The sequence below is a fragment of the Novosphingobium aureum genome, assembly GCF_015865035.1.
In the GTDB taxonomy this organism is placed as follows: Bacteria; Pseudomonadota; Alphaproteobacteria; order Sphingomonadales; family Sphingomonadaceae; genus Novosphingobium; species Novosphingobium aureum.
In genome coordinates this window covers 322,487-342,453 of the sequence record NZ_JADZGI010000001.1, presented here as the reverse complement: position 1 = coordinate 342,453, position 19,967 = coordinate 322,487, and the positions used below count along the sequence as shown (strand labels likewise).

Genomic DNA, 19,967 nt, shown 5'->3' with positions numbered 1-19,967 from the left:
TTTCTCTTTTCTGATATACGGAATGACGTCAGGACGCGGCCTTCCCCGGCAATCTTGAGGCATCGTTCATGATTGCGGTAGCCTGCCAGCTCACCCCTTCTTCATTCTCGTGAAGGAAGAGAAAGCGGCTGACTCAAGCGATTTGCCACAATCAGGTCAGCCAGTCCGGCTTGGGCCGATTGCGGAATGTCTGGTTTGGAACAGCGAAAGCGAGATTCCTGCCGGTCCTGATGGGGAAGGTATCCTCACCGCTGGCTCGCAACGGCGGCGAGTAGCAAACCTCCTGTCAGCGCTATGTGCTCCAGGGCGATTTGGAAATCGACCGTGCGGCGCGGTTCGGCGTAAAGCCAAAAGGGGTGGCCAAGGGGAATACAAAGTAGCGTGAAGCCGCCCAGGACGCCTGCCCCCAACCACGCCAGGCCGGCGAAATTGGTAATGAGGAGCGCAGATCCCAGAAGTTGGGTGGCAATGGTCGCAAAAGCGAAAGCCTGAGGTGCAGGTAACTTCGCTGTCTGCATCTCTGCGACGATGACGTCAAAATTGAAAATGCCGAAAATGCCGGCAATCACGAAGAATGAGCTCAGAACGATGCGTCCGACAACGAGGGTTGTGGGCTGAGCGAGTAGCACATGAATCCATTCCGACATGACCATTTCCCCTTGGTAATTTACATTACCACCCTTTACGCGAGAGCATGGTAATTGCAAGTACCGTGCGTGAACGCCGCAGGAGGACGATGTGGAACAGGATTGCGCGAGGGTGAGCCAGCAGCCGGGAGCGCGGACATCCGCTATGCTTGATGCGGCCTGCGACCTGTTCCTCGAACATGGCTTCTCCGGGGTCTCAATGAACTCCGTTATTGCCAAAGCAGGTGGGTCAAAGCGCGATCTATATAGCGAATTTGGAGGCAAGGAGGGGCTGTTCCGCCGAGTCATAGCGGGGATCTGCCAAGAAGTGCTCGCCCCTCTCGAAATGCTTCCAATGCATGGTGGTTCAGTCGAGGAAGCCTTAGTCACTTTTGGCAAGACCTTCGTTGCCATCCTGGTCTCGCCGCGCGTTGTCTCGCTCCAGCGCCTGGTGGCTAGCGAAGCATCTCGCTATCCAGAGTTCGCAAGAGACTTCCTAAACCATGGGCCATCCAGCGCCTACTCCATCGCTGCGGCGATCTTGACTGAGTGCTATCGTCGGGGTGAAATTCGGCGTGACGGATCCGAAGAATTGGGCGCGATTTTTTGTGATATGTTGGTCGCTGACCTCCAGTTCCGAGCAATGTCTGGTGAAGTCATAGGCGACGAAATCATCGACGCCAAAGTTCGCCTTGGCGTCGATGTCTTCTTGCTGGGCATGCAGGCGCCCACTCGCTCCTGAGACGGCATCAAAAGGTTAGATTGTCGCCCCCCTTCTACACAGCTGGGTGACTAGGCCAGCGACGAAAACCGGCCAATCCGTTCCCTGGCGTATCCAACCGCCCCTTGAGCGACCAACTTGGGCGCAGTGCAGACACTGCCGACCGACCCGCTCTCTCCCCACCGCCCAACCCGCGCTCATCAAAGCGCCGACTCGCCTGGATCGCCTAGTCCACCGCCTCCTCCGCCAGCCTCTTCCCTCGTCCGCCCGCATCGTCCTTTCGTCGATCCCGCGCATCGACGATCGCCGCAAGCGGTCCGCCCGGCGACATGGATCGTTCGCGTGGACGCAACTATATTCCTCTCATCGATAACAACGAGAGAGAGTAGAGATCATGCAGTTTCGTTCTTCGCCTTCGCCGCTCTTCGCTGCGGCCTTCGCTTCGGTCCTGACGATGGCGCTCTTCGCCATGACCACCAGCCCTGCCGCCTCGCTGATCGGGTGATCGCGCGCAAGCAGGCGCAACCCCGCACAGACATCCCGGCGGCGCGCTGAGAGCCTCTCGCAGGCCTCAGCCGCCGCCAAGGACCATCCGGTCCCCTTCGATACGCACACCCGAAAGGTGCGAGAGCACCGACTGCCCGAGCAAGGAGACGTCGAGGCCCTCGGGCACGACGGCGGCCATGACGCCCTCGACCTCGATCCCGCCCAGTTCGACCCCCTCGAGCTTCACCGGCACCCCGTAGACCACGCCCGAAGCCCCGCGCGCGACCGGCACGAGATCCTCCTCGCGCCAGTCGAGACCGGCTGCCCGCGCGTCGGCAGCGGTCAGCGCGACCGTACTCGCCCCGGTATCGACGAGCGCATGGACGAGCGCCCCGTTGACGCGGATATCACTGTAGAAATGCCCGTCGCCCGCGCGGTCGAGAACGGTCTCGCCCGCCAGCCAGGCGGCACGATCGGGCGCCTTGCCTGCGCGCTCCCCCTCGCCTGGGGCCGTATCGGCGGATGCGACGAGGTCCTCGCCCGCACGCAGGCCCGGAGCGATCCAGGCCACCACGGCAAGTCCGGCAAGCAGGCTGAGGACGGGGGCGATACGCATGGCCCCAGCCTAGGCGGGACCGCTTAACCGAGGGTAAAACGCGCGCGGGGTGCACCGCGCGCGCAGTTTCATTCCGCCGCGGTCGCCTCGGCCATGGCCGCAGCCTCGGCCGCTTCCATCTCGGCGGCCTTGGCCTCGACCAGGGTCACGATGTGGTCGAGCATGTCGGCATCCTGCACGGTGTGGTCGGTGACCCCCGAGAGGTAGACCATGTGCTTGCCGTTGCCGCCGCCGGTAAGGCCGATGTCGGTCTCGCGCGCCTCGCCCGGGCCATTGACCACGCAGCCCAGCACCGAGAGCGAGAGCGGCGTCTTGATGTGCTGCAGGCGCGCCTCGAGCGCCTCGACGGTGCGGATGACGTCAAAGCCCTGCCGCGCGCACGAGGGGCACGAGACGACGCGCACGCCGCGCGTACGCAGGCCGAGCGCCTTGAGCATCTCGAAGCCGACGCGCACTTCTTCCTCGGGCTCTGCCGAGAGCGAGACGCGCAAGGTGTCGCCGATGCCCGCCCAAAGCAGGTTGCCCATGCCGATCGAGCTCTTGACGGTACCGCCGATCAGACCGCCCGCCTCGGTGATGCCGAGATGCAGCGGGCAGTCGATCGCCTCGGCAAGTCCCTGGTAGGCGGCGACTGCGAGGAACACGTCGGAGGCCTTCACCGCCACCTTGTATTCGTGGAAGTCGTGGTCCTGCAGCAGCTTGATGTGATCGAGCGCGGATTCGACGAGCGCCTCGGGACAGGGCTCGCCGTACTTTTCGAGCAGGTCCTTCGCGAGGCTGCCGGCATTGACGCCGATGCGGATCGCGCAGCCGTTGGCCTTGGCCGCGCGCACGACCTCGGCCACGCGCTCCGACGAACCGATGTTGCCGGGATTGATGCGCAGGCACGCAGCGCCGGCATCGGCGGCCTCGAGCGCGCGCTTGTAGTGGAAGTGGATGTCCGCGATCAGCGGCACCGTGGCCGCGCGCGCGATCTCCCTGAACGCCGCGGTGCTCTCCACGTCCGGGCACGAGACGCGGATGAGGTCCGCGCCCGCATCCTCGCAGCGGCGGATCTGGTCGATCGTCGCCTTCGCGTCGGAGGTGGGGGTATTGGTCATGGTCTGCACCGTGATCGGGGCATCGCCGCCAACGGGCACGGCGCCGACCATGATCTGGCGGCTCTTGCGGCGCTCGATCGTGCGCCAGGGTCGAATGGAAGACATGGGGGGCCTTATAGGGACTGCAGGTTGCAGTTTGAAGCAGATTCCCGCCTGCCGCCGGATTTGCCTCGGGGCCCAGCCCGCCCCCGCTGCCAGCCTCTTTGAACCTTCGCGCTTTTCGGGCATTCACAAGGCCATGATCGAGACCGGACCCGACGACCAATTCGACAACATCGAGACCGAGAGCCCGCTGATCTTCGGACGCGTGCTCGACGGGCACGGCGGCGCGCGCCCGGTCTCGTGGGACGAGGCGCGCGAATGGCGTCCGGGCAAGCCGGGCGAGATGCTGTGGGTGCACTTGTGCCGCAACCGCGAGGGTGTCGCCGAGTGGCTCGAGGAAGGGCTCGGCCTGCCCGAACCCACCGTCGAGCTGCTCACCAGCGAGGACACCCGCCCGCGCGCCTTTCGCGAGGGGCATGCGCTCGTCGCGACGCTGCGCGGGATCAACTTCAACCCCGGCGCCGAGCCCGAGGACATGGTCTCGCTGCAGGTGTGGTGCGACGGACGGCGCCTTGTCACCTTGCGCCGCCGCCCGCTGCAGACGCCGCGCTCGGTCATGGGACACCTCGACAAGGGCGACGGACCGGTCGATGCAGGCGCGGTGATCACGCTGCTCGTCGAACACATGATCGCGCGCATGAACCGCTCGATCATCGACATGAACGAGGTCATCGACCGGCTGGAAGAAGCCGATCCCGAGGACGACGCCGAGGAAATGCTCGACAAGATCGCGACGATCCGGCGCAACTGCCTCGGCCTCAAGCGCCACATGGCCCCGCAGCACGAAGCGCTCGAGCGTATCAGCCGCGAGGCCCCCGAATGGTTCGAGGCGCACGACCGGCGCGAGATTGCCGAGACCATCGACCGGCTACGCCGCTATCTCGACGACCTCGACATCAGCAAGGAGAGCGCCGTGGTCCTGCAGGACGACCTGCGCGCCCGCGCCGCGGCCAGCGCTGATCGCACCAGCTACATCCTCACCATCGTCGCGGCCATCTTCCTGCCGCTGAGCTTCGTCACCGGGCTTCTGGGCATCAACGTGGGTGGCATTCCCGGCGTGCAGGACCCTGACGCCTTCTGGGTTGTAGTGGTGCTGTGCGTCGCGATCCTGACGGTGCAGCTGGTGATGTTCTGGAAGTGGAAGTGGTTCTGAGAGGCCACCTGGAATTGCGCCAAGAGCGAACTTCCGGACGGGCGCTCACACCATCGCCGCGAAGAGGAATTCGTCGTCGCGCTTTTCGCCGACCATGAAGAAGATGTCGGCGACCTTCTCGAAGCCGTAGCGCGCGTAGAACTTCTGCGCGCCGGGATTGTCGGAATAGACCGAGAGCTGGATCTCGTCCGCCCCCTCGACCCGCGCCTTGGCGAGCGCCCAGTTCATCAGCTTCGCACCGATCCCGCGCCCGGTGGCCTCCGGGTCGGTGTAGAGCTGCTTGAGCTCGATCGCCCTGGTGCCGCGCGCATGTTCGCTCCAGCCGCAGGCGAGCTTGAGCTTGCAGAAGCCGATCAGCCGGCCCTCCTCGAATACGAGCATGATCGGCATCGCCGGATCGGCGATCTCGGCCGCGACGGTCTGGGGTGAGTGCGAATCGGCGAGGAACGTGGCAAGGTCCTCCTCGCGGTAGAGGTGGCCGAACTTCACCGTGAAGCTGCGTGCGCCAAGCTCGGCAAGCGCCTGTGCATCGTCCCTGGTGGCTTCGCGAAGGTCCATTACAGCTCCAGCGTCATGCAGATCGAGAAATCATCGAGCACATAGTCGGCAAAAGGCGCGCATTCAACGAAGGCATGCGCGCGGTAGAGCGCGTGGGCGGGATGGAACGGGGCGGTGCTCCCGGTCTCGAGACTGACCCGGGAGAAGCCGCGCGAACGCGCCTCCTCGAGCAGATGACGCAGGATCGCGCGGCCCACGCCCTTGCGCAGAGTGGCTGGGGCAACGCGCATGGTCTTGATCTCGCCGTGCCCGGGCTCGACCTCGCGCAGCGCGCCGCACCCTGCGAGGGTCTCGCCATACCAGGCGCTGTAGAAGCTGACGTCGGGATGGCGCAGGCGCTCGGGCGGCAAGGCGTGGACGCTGTCTGCGGGCGAATGGCGGTGCATCTCGTCGAGATGATAGCGCAGCAGCGCCAGGATCGCCTCGCCGGTCAGGTCGTCGGGTCTGATCACGAGGTCCATCGGTACCCTTTTCGCAGTACTCAGCCAGCGTCGCTGAACTTGTCGGCCTTGCGCCGCCCCATGCGCATGCCCGCCTCGAGCCGCGCGCGCAACTGGGTGTAATAGTCCTCAAGGAAGGCGCGCTCGTCGTTGTAGCCGTCGTTGCGGCCGATCTTGTCGGCGATGGCGAAGTAGACCGGCTCGATCGAGGCCTGCCGGTTCTCGCGCAGCACGCGCTCGAGCGTCTGCAGCTCGTATTCGCCGTAGACCGCGAGTTCGGCCTCGTCGAAGCGGTAGCGCGGACCGCCGCTGCGCACGGGCACTTCGCTCTCGCTCTCTCCCTTGCGGCGCCCCACACGCCACAGCTTGCGACGCGCGGCCTGCACGGGCGCAGGTGCGCTGGCCGAGAGCGCCTGCTCGAGCTTGCGCCGCGGGCGCTCGACCACCCAGGTTCCGGCGATCACGTCGCCTGCGCGCAGCACGTCGCGGTTGAGCAGCGGGAAGAGCAGGAAGATCGCGAACCAGGCACCCGCCGCCGTCCAGCCCGGGCCGCTTTGAGCGCCGGCAGAGGCGATGAAGACGATCGGCAGGAACAGCTCGATGTCGCGCAGCAGGTTGCGCGCGATGACCATCTCGGCGGTGAGGCGACCGCCATCGCGCGCGGCGATGCGGATGCCGGTGAGCCGCTTGCCCGGGGTGGCGCCGCGCGGGCCAAGCTCGAAGAACAGGAAGTAGGCGCTGCGCAAGAGGAACATGAACACGATCCACACGATCGCGATCAGCTGCTGCAGGCTGCCGGTCCCGCCGCCGCCTTCACCGTCGAGGCCGCGCTCGAAGCCGATGACCGAACCGAACAGATAGACCATCAGGATGGTCGAGAGGATCATGACAAGACCGATGATCACGAGATCGAGCGCGAGTGCGCCAAAGCGCGCGCCCCGGCTCGCGAGCGTGATGCCGAGCCGGATGCCCTCGGGCGTCACCAGCTCGCGCATCGGGCTGGCGGGTCGCCCAGCGCGCCGGGCAAGACGCGCGTCACGCCTTGCCTCGCGCCGCGCTGCGAGGCGCGCCCTGATGCCGGACTTCTCCGGCATGTCGTCCTCATATCTCGCGGCCATCAAGTGCGCCCCTCTCCTGCGCCCTGTTCGCGAAAGCGCTTGGTGCCGCGAAAGGCGAAGAAGTAGGCGATCCAGAAGGCGAGCATGAACCCGCCGATGGCGAAGCGTCCGGGCGTGGTGTCGACCAGCTGGCGCGCGAAGCCTTCGAGCAGGGCCGCGATCACCAGCATCAGCACGACGCCGGTCATCACCATTGCCGCGCGCCGTCCCGCCTGCGCCGCGCTCGCCAGCACGCCGAGCTTGCCCGGAAAGGCGATTGCGCGCCCGATGTGCAGGCCCGCCGCACCCGAGAGCATGATCGCGAAGAGCTCGGTGGTGCCATGGACCGCGATCCAGCCCGCGAAGTCGAGCGTCAGTCCGACCCCGTGGTAAAGCCATAGCATCGCGCCGAGCAGCGCGAGGTTGTGCACCAGCAGCAGCAGCGAGGGCACGCCGAGCGCGAAGCCGAAGGCAAAGGCCATGATCGAGACGCGCGCGTTGTTGCTGAACAGCTGCGCGGCAAAGACACTCATCCCGCTCTGTCCGTCGTTGCCGAAGATCGTGCCATGGAGCACCTCGCGGCTCGCGCCGGGTACGCGCTCCTGCGCGGCGGCGCGGCTCATCAGCGAGAAGTACCAGTCGGGATCGTGCGCCACGAGCAGCCAGCCCGCGACGACGCCCGCGACCATGACCGCGAAGGCCACCGCCACGTCGGGGCCGATCGCGCGCACCGCGCGGCTCCAGCCCCCACCGAGAAAGTTGCGCAGCCAGTCCCACAAGCTGGTGCGCGGGCCGTAGACCACGAACCATGCGCGCTGCACGAGCGCATCGAGATAGGCGAGCGTCGCCGCATCGAGCGAGGTCTCGCGTGCGATCGAGAGGCTCGAGGCGACGGTGCGGTAGAGCCCGGGCAGTGCCAGCAGGTCCTCGTCCGAGACCTTGCGCAGCCGCCCCTTCTCCATCGCGGTCACGATGGCATCGAGCCGCTGCCAGTCGCCCTCGCGTTCGAGCCGTGCGCGGTCCGAGCGCAGCGCGGCGCTCTCGATTGCGGTATCCGGTGAAAGGGCCGTCATCCGATCGCTCCCTTGCGCTTGACCTGGAGATAGGCGTCGATGAGGCGCGTGCCGATGGCCTCGTGCGGGGCCTCGATAACGTCGACGCCCAGACGGCGCAGCCGCTCGGTGACGAGCGTGCGCTGGCGCAGCAGGAGGTCGGCCGCCACCGCCTGCGAGAGCACCGCGATGTCGCCCGGCTCTGCGGCGGAAAGGTCGTCGAGCTCCTCGTCGACCATGGTGACCACGATCACCACGTGCTTGCTGGCAAGACGCGCGATGCTCTCGACCATCAGCTCGGCGCCGGTGAGGTCGGTGAAGTCGGCAAAGATCACGATCAGCGAGCGGCGCTGCAGCGTTCCCGCGAGCGTCGCCAGCGCGAGCGTGTAGTTGGCCTGCTCGGGCCGGTAGTCGAGCCCTGCCGCAGCGCGCTGGAGGCGATGGAATGCGCCCGATGCGGCAACGAACGGCGTGCGTACCTCGGGCCTTGCGGCAAAGCCGTAGAGCGAGACCCTGTCGCCGCCGCGCAGCGCCACGTAGGCGGTCGCGAGCGCGGCCGAGACGGCGCGGTCGAGCCGGGGCATCCCTGCGACCGGCTCGCACATCGGCTGCGAGCAATCGAGCGCGAAGACCACCTGGTTGTTGCGCTCGGTCTCGTATTCCTTGGCGTAGAGGTGGGCGTGGCGTGCCGAGGCCTTCCAGTCGATCCGGCGCCGGTCCATGCCCGACTGGTATTCCGCGAGCGCCTCGAACTGGGTGCCTTCGCCGCGCAGACGCCGGGCGACGAGCCCGACCTGCGAATCGCGCAGGAAGGTCTGCAGGGTGGGGCTGCGCACTTGCGCAAGATTGGGCCAGATGCGGATCTCGTGCGCGAGCGGCCCGGCAAACTGCCGCGCACCAAGGCCCAGCGGTCCGCGCCAGCGCAGCCACGCGCCGCCGACCTGCGCAGTGCCGCGCCGGTTCGGGGTGATCCGGCCTGCACCCAGCCACTGCCCCTCGCCAGTCTCCTCGTCGTGGTCGAGTACGAAGAGGCAGCGCCCCTCCTCGACCAGCCGCGGATCGCAGGCGAGTGCGGCCTCGACCCTGGAACGGCGTCCCCGGGCAAAGCGCACGACGAGGCCGAGCCTGCCAGCCTCGCCGACCTCGATATCGTCCGGAGCCTTGAGGTCGAGCGCGAGCAGGCGGCCCGCAAGCAGTCCGTCGGCGACGATCAGGGCGAGCAGCACGAGCCCGAGGAACGGCGCGACGATCCACAATGCTGGCGCCGAAGCCGCGACCACCAGCGCCAGCGGCGCGGCCACGACGAGCAGCACCACCGCACGCGCGGTCGGCACGATCGGGGCGCTCAGGCCCGTGGCTTGGCCTTGGGGATCGGGGCCGGGCGGCATCGGTTCAGCGCGGTGCCTCGACCTGTTCGACGAGGGCCGCGACCAATGCCTCGATCTGCTTGCCCTCGATCTCGGCGGCGGGGCTGAGCATCAGGCGATGGCGCAGGACCGCGCCCGAGAGCGCCTTGACGTCGTCGGGAAGGACATAGTCGCGCCCCTCGATGGCAGCACGCGCCCGTGCCGCGCCCGCCAGCAGGACCGCAGCGCGCGGCGAGGCACCGCCGGCAAGGTCGGCACTCTCGCGCGTCGCGCGCACCAGCCGCACGATGTAGTCGGCAACGCTCTCGGCAAGCGTCACGCCCTCGACTGCGCGCGCCGCGGCATCGAGCTCGGCAATGCTCACCACCGCGCCGATCCCGGCCTGGGCAGGGTCGGTCACCAGCGCCCGTGTGCCGAAGCGAGTGACGATGGCAAGTTCCTCGGCGTGATCGGGATAGTCGACCAGATGCTTGAACAGGAAACGGTCGAGCTGCGCCTCGGGCAGCGGGTAGACGCCCTGGCTCTCGATCGGGTTCTGGGTCGCCACGACCATGAAGTGCGCGGGCAGGAGGTGCGCCTCGCCGTCGAGCGTGACGCGCCGCTCCTGCATCGCCTCGAGCAGTGCGGCCTGCGTCTTGGGCGGGGTGCGGTTGATCTCGTCGGCGAGCAGCAGGTCGCAGAAGATCGGGCCGCGCGTCAGCGTGAACTGGCTGGTCTGGAAGTTGAACAAGTTGGCGCCCAGGATATCGCCGGGCATCAGGTCGGGGGTGAACTGGATGCGCCCGAAGTCGAGCCCGAGACTGGCCGCGAAGCAGCGCGCGAGAAAGGTCTTGGCGGTGCCCGGAGGCCCTTCGAGCAGGACGTGCCCGCGCGCCATGAGCGCGACCAGCAGGTGATCGATTGCCGCTTCCTGCCCGGTCACCCCCTTGGCGACTTCGGCCCGGATGGTCTGAGCCAGCGCCGCGACATCGGCGAGCGGCATGACGTCGGCGGCGGTTTCGCCGGCGGGGCTGGTAGAGGCGGTCATCGTGTCAGCTTCCTTTCAAGCGCGTGCAGCGCGCGCGCGGCCTGGAGAATCTCGTGAGGGCGACGCGCGGCGCGCAGCCTCGCGGCAATCGCGGAGAAGGGTTCGTCCTCGGGCAGGCGTGCGGCCAGCGCGCGGTCGATCGCGGCCTCGGTTCGCTCGGGATCGAGGTGGCGCGAGAGGCCAAGGGCACGCGCCAGACGCTCGCGGGCGCGTTCGGCGTAAGGGCCGCCGAGGAGGTGGAAGCGGCGCGAACGGCGCACGAGCCCTGCCGTGTTCTCGACCAGCGCGCGCTTGCCATAGGCGATCGCGGGGCCGCTCGTCGCGGGCGGGCCGAAACGCATGAAGGCGCGCCAGCCGGCGAAGGCCGCGGCGAGCAGCAGGCACACGGTGACCGAGAGGAACGGCGGCATGAAGGCCAGCGTGAGCAGGTTGCGCGAGCGGCCATGGCCGTTGAGGGTGAGGTCGAAGGTCACCGGATCGCTCGGCCCGACGCCCATGTTGCGAAGGAGCGCATCGACCAGCGGCGCACTCTCGCCGCTCGCCATGCCGTAGTTGTCGAAAAGGTCGGGCTCGAACACCAGAACCAGCGGGTAGTGGCCATCCTCGAAGCCGGGACTTTCGCGCACGATTGCGGCGAGCACGCGCCCGTCCATCTCGGTGACGACGGGGATGAGCCCCTCGCCCCCGCCCCACGCGAGCTTGTCGCGGTCGGGAAGATCGCCCGAGAGGCCATCGGGGCCGCGCCAGCGCGCCGCCTGGCCATTGGCATCGACTGCGCCCAGTTCGACCCAGACCTCGTCGAGAAAGCCCTCCCAATGCGGCGAAACGGTACCCGCCAGATTGACCCACCCGCTCTTCGCGCCCCTGGCCTGTTGCGCTTCGCTGGCAGGACCTGCCACCCACTTGGGTGAGATCACGAGGGTCGGGCCGACCTCCCTGCGCTCGCCTACAATGCGTGCGATGTCCTCGCCTTCGGCGCCGGGTGGCGGGGTCAGCACCAGCAGCCCGGGATCGTCGAGCGCGTTTTCGCTGCGCGCGCGCTCGATCGGGTGCCCGCGGGCCTCAAGATAGGCCGCCATGGCCGCAAAGCCGTTGAGCCCCCGCCCGTCGACATGGGCCTGGCCGTCGTTGGTGTCATCGAAGCCCCTGCCCGTCGCCAGCATCCACAGCAGCAGGATGAAAAGCAGCGAGCCGAGCACGACGATGGCGAGCGCCGCGGTGCGCGAGAAGGGATTGCGCGCCGCCGTACCGCTCCCGCCTGTGTATCCTGTCACGGCCCCGGCGCTCATGCCGCTTCACCTGCGCCGGTCTCGCGTAGCCCGGCATCGCCTCTGCCGGGCAGGTCAATCGCGGCAAAGCGGGCATAGGCCTCGCGCGCGGCGTGCCATTCGCCCTCGTCAAGGTCGCGCAGCGCGAAGACCGCGCGCTCGGCGCCTTGCGCGATCACCGCGAAGGCGCGGCGGCCAGCCTCGGGCAGTGCCTCGAGCCGCGCGATCTCGCGTGCGGTCGAGGCGGGATGCAGCCAGTCGGGCCGGGTATCGGAAATCTGGCGCACGCTGCGGCGCAGGAGCAGGTGCGCAGCCTCGCCGTAGCGCCCCGCGGCAGCGAGGGCGTCGGCATCGCGCAGCAGGATCGCCGCCTCCCCGCGATCGGGCACCCAGCCTGCGACGTCCTCCTCGTCCGCCTTCTCGCGCGCACGGCGAGCAAGGATCATCGGCCACACGATACGCCAGGCGGCATAGAGCACGAGCAGGACGGCGAGACCGACGAGAACCCACTGGAACACCGGCCAGGACATGCCGAGCAGCCGACCGATCGGCGCGAAGATCGCCTCGAGCAGTTCGCCGAGCCAGCGCACCCAGTCAGGCGTCTTGGGTGGCGGGACCGGAGCCAGCGGCTCGAACTGGATGGAAGGGTCGGCATGCACCGTTTCCCACGCGCGCCGGGCCGCATCGCCGGTTGCCCCGCTTGCTGCGGGTGTGCCCGCGATCTGACCCGCACCGACCGTCACGAGGCCTTGATTGGCACGCAGGACAAGCCGGCGCAAGTGTCGCGCAAATAGTCGCGGGACAGTTTTACCGGCTTACTCGCCAAAGCTTTTCAGATGCTTGGCGAGTAAGCCCGAGTTACCGACCTCAACCGCGCGGGCGGGCCTGACGATAGGTGCCGAGGGGACGCACGTATTTGCAGTGGAATGCCAGTTCCTGCAACGCGCGGTCGACGCGCGGGTCACCCGGTGCACCCTCGATGTCGACGAAGAACTTGGAAGCCGCGAAGCTGGCGCCGGTCTGGTAGCTCTCCAGCTTGGTCATGTTGACCCCGTTGGTCGCGAAACCGCCCAGCGCCTTGTAGAGTGCGGCAGGGACGTTGGTGACCTCGAAGACGAAGGTGGTCATCGTCTTCTCGCCCGCCAGCGTGAAGGGATCGAGCGGTTCGCGCGCGAGCACCACGAAGCGGGTGGTGTTGTCCGCAGCATCCTCGACATTGTGCTCGATCACCTCGAGGCCGTAGAGTTCGGCAGCGAGTGCCGGGGCGATTGCCGCCAGCGCCGGATCGCCCAGTTCGCGCACATAAGCGGCAGCACCCGCGGTATCGGCATAGGCCATCGGCACGATCTTGCGCTCGCGCAGATAGGTGCGCGACTGGCCGAGTGCCTGCGGATGGCTGTAGGCTGCGGTGAACGGCCCCTTGCCGAGCGCCATCAACGCGTGGTTGATCGCCATGAAGTGCTCACCCACGATCGACAGCCCGCTCTCGGGCAGCAGGAAGTGGATGTCGGCGACGCGCCCGTGCTGCGAATTCTCGATGGGGATGATCGCCCGCTCCGCGCGCCCGTCCTTCACCGCTTCGAGCGCATCCTCGAAAGAAAAGCACGGCAGCGGCAGCGAGGCAGCATCGTATTCGAGCGCGGCGCGGTGCGAATTGCAGCCGGGCGCCCCTTGCAGCGCCATCGCGCGGGCGGGATCGGCAGCGGCGGCCTCGGCCATTGCGGCGACGTGCTCGAGAGCGGGAGTCGGGTAGGAACTCATGATGGGCGCGCGATTAAGCCGCTTTGCCGCGCCGCGCAACGAATAGTGCGCTCATAGTACGCTCCGGGCGGCAGAGCCGCCCGTGGAACGCTTCGCCGAGCCGCTAATCCTGCAATCGCACTTGCACTCGCGCCGAGGCGACACTACAGCCCGAACAAACAAATCAAGACAACCGACAAGGTGGGGGCATTGTGAGGGGCTTTGTGAATGGATAGTCGTTTCAATACCATCGCGGGCTGGGTCCTCTTCGCCGGCGTGGTCGGCCTTGGCCTCAGCATCGTCAGTTCGATGTATTTCGGTGCCGACAAGCACCACCGTCCCGAGACCATGGGCTACGCGATCGAAGGCGTCGAGGTCGAATCGGAAGGTTCGGACGCGGTACCTCTCGCCAACCTGCTCGCGGCCGCAGACCTCGCCAAGGGCGAGGCGGTCTTCGCCAAGTGCAAGTCGTGCCACACCATCGCCCCGGGCGGTCCCAACGGCATCGGCCCGAACCTGCATGGCGTCGTGGGCGAAGGCATCGGCACCGGCGCTGGCGGTTTCGCATTCTCCGATGCGCTCAAGTCGGTCGGCGGGACCTGGACCTTCGACCAGCTCGACGCCTGGCTGACCAGCCCCAAGGCCTTCGCCTCGGGCACCAAGATGACCTTCGCCGGCCTTCCCAAGCCGGAAGACCGCGCCAACCTCATCGCCTGGCTCAACACCCAGGGCTCGAACGTGCCGCTGCCTGCGCCCGTCGCGGCCGAGGAACCGGCTGCCGAAGAAGAGGCTGAGGCGACCGGCGAGGAAGCCGCCGACGAAGTGGCAGAGGAACCGGCTGCAGCCGAAGACGCGGTCGTCGAATAAGCGACGCGAAAATGAGATCCGGTTCCTCGAACCGGCAGAAAACGGTCCGCGAACGTCACCGAGTCGTTCGCGGACCGTTTTCGTAAGGTCGATGCGAGGAGAGCTTTCGGGCGTTCACCCGGCCAGGGGCCTGACCCCGGCACTTGAAGCCCCTAGCCCTTGAAGCCCTTCGCGATCACGTACCACTCCGAGGAATCCTTGCGGCTCGCGGGCGGCTTGGCGTGCTTCACGCTGGTGAAATGGCGCTTGAGCAAGGCCAGCAGCTCGGCATCGGTACCGCCTGCCAGAACCTTGGCGACGAAGCTGCCGCCGGGCGCGAGGGTCTGGATCGCGAAGTCGGCCGCTGTCTCAACCAGACCCATCGTGCGCAGGTGATCGGTCTGCTTGTGCCCCACAGTATTGGCCGCCATGTCCGAGAGCACGAGATCGGGCGCGCCTTCGAGCGCACCTTCGAGCGCGGCAGGCGCCTCGTCGGCCATGAAATCCATCTGGAAGATGGTCACGCCCTCGATCGGATCGGTCTCGAGCAGGTCGATGCCCACGACCTTGGCCTTGGGCGCCTTGAGGCGCAGGACCTGGCTCCAGCCACCCGGCGCGATGCCGAGATCGACCGCGCGGGTCACGCCCTTGAGCAGGTCGAACTTCTCGTCGAGCTCGATCAGCTTGTAGGCCGCGCGGCTGCGATAGCCGTCGGCCTTGGCCTTCTTGACGTAAGGGTCGTTGAGCTGGCGCGTCAGCCAGCGCGCCGAACTCGTCGTGCGCTTCTTGGCGGTGCGCAGGCGCTCGCCCGGATCGCGTCCCGAACGGCTCATCGGCCCGATTGCGCGGCGTCGTTCATGGCGCTTCCCTTCTTGCCGGGGGCGGTGGCGCCTCCGTTCTTGCCCGCGCCCGTTACAACGCCCGGGCGCTGGGCGCCAGTCGATCCGTGCGCGGCGATCAGGCTGCGCAGGATTCCCTCGCGGATACCACGGTCGGCAACGCCGAGCCGGGCTGCGGGCCACAGGTCGAGGATCGATTCGAGGATCGCACACCCCGCCACCACGAGATCCGCGCGCTCCTTGCCGATGCAGTTGAGCTCGCGCCGCTCCTCGATCGCCATGGACGAAAGGCGAGTCGAGATGCCGCGCATGGATTCGGCAGGCACGATCAGCCCGTCGACCATGCGCCGGTCGTACTGCGGCAGCTCGAGATGCAGGCTGGCCAGCGTGGTGACCGTGCCGCTGGTGCCCAGCAGGCGCAGACCATCGTCCTGCCCGGCCACGCTTTCGCGCGCGCCTGCGATACGCCGCGAGAAGGCGGAAAAGCTCTCGCTCACCAGCGAATGCATGTGACGATAGCGCTCGAGCCGCTGTTCGCGCCCGCCCTCCTCGGGACCGACGCTCTCGGTCAGCGAGACGACACCCCACGGCACGCTCTGCCAGTCGAGGATGCGCGGCACGGTGCCGGTGCTCTCGATCAGCACGAGTTCGGTCGAACCGCCGCCGATGTCGAAGATCATCGCCGGTCCCAAGCCCTGTTCGAGCAGGACGTGGCAGCCCAGAACCGCGAGGCGCGCTTCCTCGCGCGCGCTGATGATGTCGAGCGCGATGCCGGTCTCGCGGCGCACCCGCTCGATGAACTCGGGCCCGTTCTCGGCGCGGCGGCAGGCCTCGGTCGCCACCGAACGGGCGAGGTAGACGTTGCGCCGCATCAGTTTTTCGGCGCAGACCCTGAGCGCGGCCAGCGTGCGCTCCATCGCCTCGTCCGAGAGGCGGCCCGACTGCGCCAGCCCCTCGCCCAGACGCACGACGCGGCTGAATGCATCGATCACCGTGAAGTTCTCGCCCGAAGGCCGGGCGATCAGCAGGCGGCAGTTGTTGGTGCCGAGATCGATCGCGGCATAGGCCTGACGCCCCCCGCCCGTGGCATTCGTCGTGAAGCGTGGCCCCGCGACCGGCGCACCTGCATGCGCCTCGCGATTTGCCTCCGCTCTGGCTGCAGAATGCACCTTGCCGGCATCGCGACTTTCGCCACCGTCCTGCGAAGGACCGGCAGCGAGCGAACCGGATTGCGCGCCAGCGAGGGGCTTGCCCTGCTTGCCACCGGTCTGATCGCCCCGCGCCTTGGCACGCCCGGAACGACGCGCGCCCGGATGACCGCCCGCTTGCCCCTCGGACTTGCCCACAGGTCGGCCCCTGCCTCGTCTTGCTTCGCGCGGCGCTGCGTGGGCCTCCGGCACAGGGCCCTCGTCCGGCGAGGCTCCTGCCGTGGCTGGACCGGCCTGGGACTTGGGGGACTTGCCCCTGCGTCCCCTGCGTCGCCGTTGAGGGCGACGCGGCTCTGCGGTCTTCGCGGCCGGCGGATGTTGCTCCGCCATGGTTTTCTAATCTCGTTTAAATCTTCCCGCCCATCCCGGGCGAGCACCTGACAGCGATGCTAACCGTCCCGCGACGAAGGGGCAAGCCCGCCGGACCAAGAGATCCAAGAATGCCCCTTGACCCGAATCACAACCCTTACTAGAGGGGCGCCTCCCGATGCCCCGTCGTCTAATGGTAAGACTACGGATTCTGATTCCGTCTATCGAGGTTCGAATCCTCGCGGGGCATCCAATCTCCTATCCCTTGACACCAAACCTTGCCCGGAGTGACATAAAGTCTGCCCGCAAGCGGTCTTGGGTTAAATCTTCGCCAGCCATCAGCTAGACGCGAAGCACCCCTCAGCAACATTCAAGTGAACGCGGCCGCAGCCAAGCGAAGCCTGCGCACGCAGTTGTGTGCAAGTGACTCTTACGGCCCCGCCGCCAAGCAAGACGGAACGTCGGGCTCGGGCCGGGAGGCGAATGTCCGGATCGGAGCCGGGTGGCGGGGATAGTGGACGGTCGTGCGGAGTAGGCGGCCGACCAGATCAGGCCCTTCCGATGCGGTACTGGAAATGTCGGCTAAGCCGATACCTGCCGGTCGCACTGTCATTAATGGGTTGCTGCCATTCTGCGAATTCGCGTGCTGTGATCCTTCAACCGGAAGTCGGCATACATCCATGCTGCGGATCACTTGGCAGGTCACGGATCAGACGTCAGAACCGGCGAGCTGAGAATACGACTGGGATGGCCTTTCGCGAAGGTCAATTCTACCGTGCTAACATCGGCCCCTTGTTTAGCATTTTAAACCGGACCTTACATGCATCGCGTGCAATACAATTCGCCCAACCGTCTTATCGCTGGCTCCCGGTTACCCGTTCGCGTTAATCTGAGTTTCGGGCTCGAGATGCTGAAAGCCGTCGGGCGCGAGTCGGCCAAAGTGAAGCGTTTGCTGAGCGCCGAAACGCGGCCAGACCTAATGATGGATTTGAGTGTCGAACGTGCGGATCGTGAGCCGTGGCAGGTGGCGCGTGAGTTGTTCGACGGACCGCTTGGTCTGCTGCCACATTACCTGCTGTTTTCGTCGAGCGATGGCCTTGATGCGGAGGGCTTGCTCGCGCGGATCGAGTCTGTGTTCAAGCTCGGAATCAACTTCATCACGATCCATTGTACGCCGACTTTGGCGCTGTTCGAAAAAGCGAAACGTGAGCGCCTTACGCCGATCACGAGCCGGGGTGGGGGTATCGTGGTACGAGATATGTTGATCAATGGACGTTCGCGGAGCTTGTTTGTCCAGATTTTCGACGATATTTGCGGGATCGCCGCACACTACGGCGGCGTCATCAACCTCGGGACGGCGTTCAGAGCGGCTTCGGTGGCGGATGGTCTTGATGCGATCGTGCGCGAAGAAATCGCGATTCAGGCGCAGTTCGTTCATCGAGCGCGAGAGTTGGGCGCGCAAGTCGTGCTGGAAGGTCCGGGTCACATCCGACTTTCCGAGCTTAGTGACTATTGGACGCTGATCGCGCCTTTGAAAGTGACGCCGATGCCATTGGGCCCAATCGTCAGCGACCGCTTTTCCGGCATGGATCATGTGTCTAGCGCGATCGGCGCTGCAAGGTTCATGAGTTTGAGCCGCGGCGGCATTATCAATGCGGTTACCGCAGCCGAGCACCTAGGTGGCGTTCCGAATTTGCGGCAGATGGAAGAGGGCCTGCGCGCAGCCCAAGTCGCCGCGCAGGCGGCATCGCTTGATTTTGATGACGCAGCATTCGAAGCAGAAGCGGAGATCAGCCAACGCAGAGCGAACTTGGAGAGCTGCGTCCTTCAAACACAAACCGCAGGTTGCAGCCGTTGCCAGCGGTTGTGTCCGTTGATCTCGGCTTCCTATAGTTGCGAGGCGCGGAATTAACGATGTTCACCAGCGATCGAGACGCACCGATCTATCTCGGCACGGCTGACAATGTCCTCCAGTCTGATCCCGCGCGCGCCGAGGAACAACTTACATTTGAGCACAACGTGCTCACGCTGCTGGGCCATAGAGTCCTGGTGGGAACGCCTTTCGTCTGGCAGTCGAAGGCGACCCTTGCGCTGGTCGCTCGTAATCAGCCGCTCTTGGAGGGCGATTTTCCTGGCCTTCGCCTTACGAGCCGTGAAGGGGTTCGCACGGCAGGTGATTATTTTTCCCAGCGCGCGTCCGACACACGGCTGTTTGATCGGTTGCAATTGCGCCCTGAAAGCCCGTTCTTGCTTGAGCAGCCGAGAGCAACGCCGCTCGATTGGCGCAATTTGATAGGTCCTGACGTTAAAGTCGAGCCTCGCATTGCGAGTGTTGAGCAGCGGTTTCGCGCGCTCGTCGTGCGCGATGCTGAACCGGGCGGCGATGTGCGCAGTCTTCGCGATCTGTCCTGGGGAGCGTTGGGCGCACAATTCAGCGTGGCTGGGCGTGGGCGGACCGAATATAACATGAGCGCACTGACCGAGCGCAGTTTGGACGGACATTTCAGCCGGGCGGTGGTAGAGGACGAGTATCTTAAGCGCGGAACCGATCCTAAATTGCTGGCGGCAACGCTGGCACGAACCAACGCGCTATATCAGCTCGCCTCGGCAGCTGCCCACGGCGCCTACCTGTTCACCAGCAGCAACATTGCCCGGCGCATCCCTGATGAGCACGAGCAGCCGGTGCTTGAGCGTTGGACGGTTAGTCCGGCAAACCCTTATCTGTTCGCGCACGTTCTAGCTTGCATTGGGATACAACCTCGTTCGTGGGCAAGGCTCGGCCCGTTTGATCTGATACGCCTGATGGCTGGCTTTAATCCATTGTTGAACTTCATCGCCAGATACCGCGAGGTTACGCTGAAGCGCATGATAAATTGGCAAAGCACAGGCTTGGTCCCACAATTCGACGAAGCCGTCGAAATTTTTCGGAACGATTTGCTAATCGGTGACAGGTGGCGTGCACTTGAGATTATCGCGCGGATCGGTCGGAAAAAAACCGCACCCTACGTCGGAGGCGCGATTGGCGCAGCTGCTATGCTTTCGGGAGCATATGGAGTCGGGGCGCTAGGCTATCAACTTACGGTCGGTTCGGGCTGGGCGATAGCGAAGTCGATCAAGGATGCGACGAAGTTTGCTGCTGATCTGCGCGACGATATTTCATTCTTCGATACATTACGAATGCGAACAGAGCTGCGCCGCTACGCCAGCGGGGTGGGACTCATCGATTAGGCTAGACGCTTTACAAGATCTAAAAACTATAATTCAGAGACGGGATTTCGCGGCTCAAATGGCCAGTATCGGCTTAAATGGAGACACTCATCCTCACAGTGGCGGTTGTCTACTTTGCCCCAAGCCCAGTCATGCCCCGAATGTCCGCTTCCAGGCACGGCACAATCGCTGTTGAACGGCATGG

The 19,967-nt window shown here is 66.0% G+C and carries 19 protein-coding genes and 1 tRNA gene; 6 read left to right on the top strand and 14 right to left on the bottom strand.

From position 1 onward, the window contains the following. Window positions 1–245: 245 nt before the first annotated feature. Window positions 246–647 (bottom strand): DoxX family protein, encoded by a 402-nt coding sequence (locus tag I5E68_RS01630; protein ID WP_197160135.1) that lies wholly within the window; start codon window positions 645–647, stop codon window positions 246–248. Window positions 648–759: 112 nt separating this feature from the next. Here I5E68_RS01630 and I5E68_RS01625 point away from each other — a divergent pair, with 112 nt between their 5' ends. Beyond that, entirely contained in the window at window positions 760–1,368 is a 609-nt protein-coding gene (locus tag I5E68_RS01625; protein WP_197160133.1) for a TetR/AcrR family transcriptional regulator, read from the top strand. Window positions 1,369–1,918: 550 nt separating this feature from the next. On the opposite strand, the gene I5E68_RS01620 is transcribed toward I5E68_RS01625, so the two are convergent. Together I5E68_RS01620 and ispG are read right to left on the bottom strand one after the other, a co-directional pair. Then, on the bottom strand, window positions 1,919–2,449 hold the full coding sequence (locus tag I5E68_RS01620; protein ID WP_197160131.1) for a retropepsin-like aspartic protease family protein: 531 nt from the start codon (window positions 2,447–2,449) through the stop codon (window positions 1,919–1,921). Window positions 2,450–2,517: 68 nt separating this feature from the next. Beyond that, a complete protein-coding gene (ispG, locus tag I5E68_RS01615; RefSeq protein WP_197160129.1) occupies window positions 2,518–3,654 on the bottom strand; it encodes a flavodoxin-dependent (E)-4-hydroxy-3-methylbut-2-enyl-diphosphate synthase in 1,137 nt (378 codons plus the stop codon). A 133-nt stretch (window positions 3,655–3,787) separates the two neighbouring features. Between ispG and I5E68_RS01610 the strand changes: the two genes are divergently transcribed. Further along, window positions 3,788–4,804 (top strand): zinc transporter ZntB, encoded by a 1,017-nt coding sequence (locus I5E68_RS01610; protein WP_197160123.1) that lies wholly within the window; start codon window positions 3,788–3,790, stop codon window positions 4,802–4,804. Window positions 4,805–4,849: 45 nt separating this feature from the next. Here the strand turns inward: I5E68_RS01610 and I5E68_RS01605 are convergent, their stop codons facing one another. From I5E68_RS01605 to I5E68_RS01565, 9 genes are all read right to left on the bottom strand, one after another. Beyond that, on the bottom strand, window positions 4,850–5,362 hold the full coding sequence (locus I5E68_RS01605; RefSeq protein WP_197160120.1) for a GNAT family N-acetyltransferase: 513 nt from the start codon (window positions 5,360–5,362) through the stop codon (window positions 4,850–4,852). Beyond that, on the bottom strand, window positions 5,362–5,823 hold the full coding sequence (locus tag I5E68_RS01600; RefSeq protein ID WP_197160119.1) for a GNAT family N-acetyltransferase: 462 nt from the start codon (window positions 5,821–5,823) through the stop codon (window positions 5,362–5,364). Before I5E68_RS01600 ends, I5E68_RS01605 begins: the two co-directional genes overlap by 1 nt. Window positions 5,824–5,843: 20 nt before the next feature. Continuing rightward, window positions 5,844–6,797, bottom strand: a complete 954-nt coding sequence (locus I5E68_RS01595) for an RDD family protein (RefSeq protein WP_197164421.1) — start codon at window positions 6,795–6,797, stop codon at window positions 5,844–5,846. A gap of 122 nt (window positions 6,798–6,919) precedes the next feature. Beyond that, window positions 6,920–7,972 carry a stage II sporulation protein M gene (locus tag I5E68_RS01590; protein ID WP_197160117.1) on the bottom strand — a complete coding sequence of 351 codons (1,053 nt, stop codon included), beginning with the start codon at window positions 7,970–7,972 and terminating at the stop codon, window positions 6,920–6,922. Continuing rightward, entirely contained in the window at window positions 7,969–9,339 is a 1,371-nt protein-coding gene (locus I5E68_RS01585; protein ID WP_197160115.1) for a DUF58 domain-containing protein, read from the bottom strand. The genes I5E68_RS01590 and I5E68_RS01585 overlap by 4 nt, the downstream gene beginning before the upstream one ends. Window positions 9,340–9,343: 4 nt before the next feature. After that, window positions 9,344–10,300, bottom strand: coding sequence for an AAA family ATPase (locus I5E68_RS01580; RefSeq protein ID WP_197164419.1), 957 nt, complete (start codon window positions 10,298–10,300; stop codon window positions 9,344–9,346). Window positions 10,301–10,341: 41 nt separating this feature from the next. Further along, window positions 10,342–11,619: a DUF4350 domain-containing protein gene (locus tag I5E68_RS01575; RefSeq protein WP_323982061.1), complete on the bottom strand. Its 1,278-nt coding sequence runs from the start codon at window positions 11,617–11,619 to the stop codon at window positions 10,342–10,344. An 11-nt stretch (window positions 11,620–11,630) separates the two neighbouring features. Beyond that, window positions 11,631–12,356, bottom strand: coding sequence for a hypothetical protein (locus I5E68_RS01570; RefSeq protein ID WP_323982060.1), 726 nt, complete (start codon window positions 12,354–12,356; stop codon window positions 11,631–11,633). A gap of 124 nt (window positions 12,357–12,480) precedes the next feature. Further along, window positions 12,481–13,374, bottom strand: a complete 894-nt coding sequence (locus tag I5E68_RS01565) for a prephenate dehydratase (protein WP_197160111.1) — start codon at window positions 13,372–13,374, stop codon at window positions 12,481–12,483. 207 nt (window positions 13,375–13,581) lie between these two features. Between I5E68_RS01565 and I5E68_RS01560 the strand changes: the two genes are divergently transcribed. Then, complete coding sequence (locus I5E68_RS01560; RefSeq protein ID WP_197160110.1) at window positions 13,582–14,220, top strand: c-type cytochrome; 639 nt, start codon at window positions 13,582–13,584, stop codon at window positions 14,218–14,220. Window positions 14,221–14,372: 152 nt separating this feature from the next. On the opposite strand, the gene I5E68_RS01555 is transcribed toward I5E68_RS01560, so the two are convergent. After that, entirely contained in the window at window positions 14,373–15,032 is a 660-nt protein-coding gene (locus I5E68_RS01555) for an RlmE family RNA methyltransferase (RefSeq protein WP_197160108.1), read from the bottom strand. Then, window positions 15,029–16,576: a Ppx/GppA phosphatase family protein gene (locus I5E68_RS01550; RefSeq protein WP_370463716.1), complete on the bottom strand. Its 1,548-nt coding sequence runs from the start codon at window positions 16,574–16,576 to the stop codon at window positions 15,029–15,031. Before I5E68_RS01550 ends, I5E68_RS01555 begins: the two co-directional genes overlap by 4 nt. 158 nt (window positions 16,577–16,734) lie before the next feature. Between I5E68_RS01550 and I5E68_RS01545 the strand changes: the two genes are divergently transcribed. The 3 genes from I5E68_RS01545 (at window position 16,735) to I5E68_RS01535 (ending at window position 19,783) form a co-directional block, all read left to right on the top strand. Beyond that, window positions 16,735–16,808 (top strand) — tRNA-Gln (locus I5E68_RS01545). A gap of 567 nt (window positions 16,809–17,375) precedes the next feature. Then, window positions 17,376–18,467, top strand: a complete 1,092-nt coding sequence (locus tag I5E68_RS01540) for a phosphomethylpyrimidine synthase ThiC (protein WP_197160107.1) — start codon at window positions 17,376–17,378, stop codon at window positions 18,465–18,467. Window positions 18,468–18,469: 2 nt separating this feature from the next. Then, a complete protein-coding gene (locus I5E68_RS01535) occupies window positions 18,470–19,783 on the top strand; it encodes a hypothetical protein (RefSeq protein WP_197160099.1) in 1,314 nt (437 codons plus the stop codon). Window positions 19,784–19,967: the final 184 nt, after the last annotated feature.

Coding starts and splice junctions, on each gene's coding strand:
- I5E68_RS01585 (WP_197160115.1), bottom strand. CDS start 9,339: ATGCCGCCCGGCCCCGATCCCCAAGGCCAAGCCACGGGCCTGAGCGCC.
- I5E68_RS01535 (WP_197160099.1), top strand. CDS start 18,470: ATGTTCACCAGCGATCGAGACGCACCGATCTATCTCGGCACGGCTGAC.
- I5E68_RS01600 (WP_197160119.1), bottom strand. CDS start 5,823: ATGGACCTCGTGATCAGACCCGACGACCTGACCGGCGAGGCGATCCTG.
- I5E68_RS01565 (WP_197160111.1), bottom strand. CDS start 13,374: ATGAGTTCCTACCCGACTCCCGCTCTCGAGCACGTCGCCGCAATGGCC.
- I5E68_RS01590 (WP_197160117.1), bottom strand. CDS start 7,972: ATGACGGCCCTTTCACCGGATACCGCAATCGAGAGCGCCGCGCTGCGC.
- I5E68_RS01555 (WP_197160108.1), bottom strand. CDS start 15,032: ATGAGCCGTTCGGGACGCGATCCGGGCGAGCGCCTGCGCACCGCCAAG.
- I5E68_RS01580 (WP_197164419.1), bottom strand. CDS start 10,300: ATGCCGCTCGCCGATGTCGCGGCGCTGGCTCAGACCATCCGGGCCGAA.
- I5E68_RS01620 (WP_197160131.1), bottom strand. CDS start 2,449: ATGCGTATCGCCCCCGTCCTCAGCCTGCTTGCCGGACTTGCCGTGGTG.
- I5E68_RS01605 (WP_197160120.1), bottom strand. CDS start 5,362: ATGGACCTTCGCGAAGCCACCAGGGACGATGCACAGGCGCTTGCCGAG.
- ispG (WP_197160129.1), bottom strand. CDS start 3,654: ATGTCTTCCATTCGACCCTGGCGCACGATCGAGCGCCGCAAGAGCCGC.
- I5E68_RS01560 (WP_197160110.1), top strand. CDS start 13,582: ATGGATAGTCGTTTCAATACCATCGCGGGCTGGGTCCTCTTCGCCGGC.
- I5E68_RS01630 (WP_197160135.1), bottom strand. CDS start 647: ATGTCGGAATGGATTCATGTGCTACTCGCTCAGCCCACAACCCTCGTT.
- I5E68_RS01540 (WP_197160107.1), top strand. CDS start 17,376: ATGCATCGCGTGCAATACAATTCGCCCAACCGTCTTATCGCTGGCTCC.
- I5E68_RS01550 (WP_370463716.1), bottom strand. CDS start 16,576: ATGGCGGAGCAACATCCGCCGGCCGCGAAGACCGCAGAGCCGCGTCGC.
- I5E68_RS01610 (WP_197160123.1), top strand. CDS start 3,788: ATGATCGAGACCGGACCCGACGACCAATTCGACAACATCGAGACCGAG.
- I5E68_RS01595 (WP_197164421.1), bottom strand. CDS start 6,797: ATGCGCGAGCTGGTGACGCCCGAGGGCATCCGGCTCGGCATCACGCTC.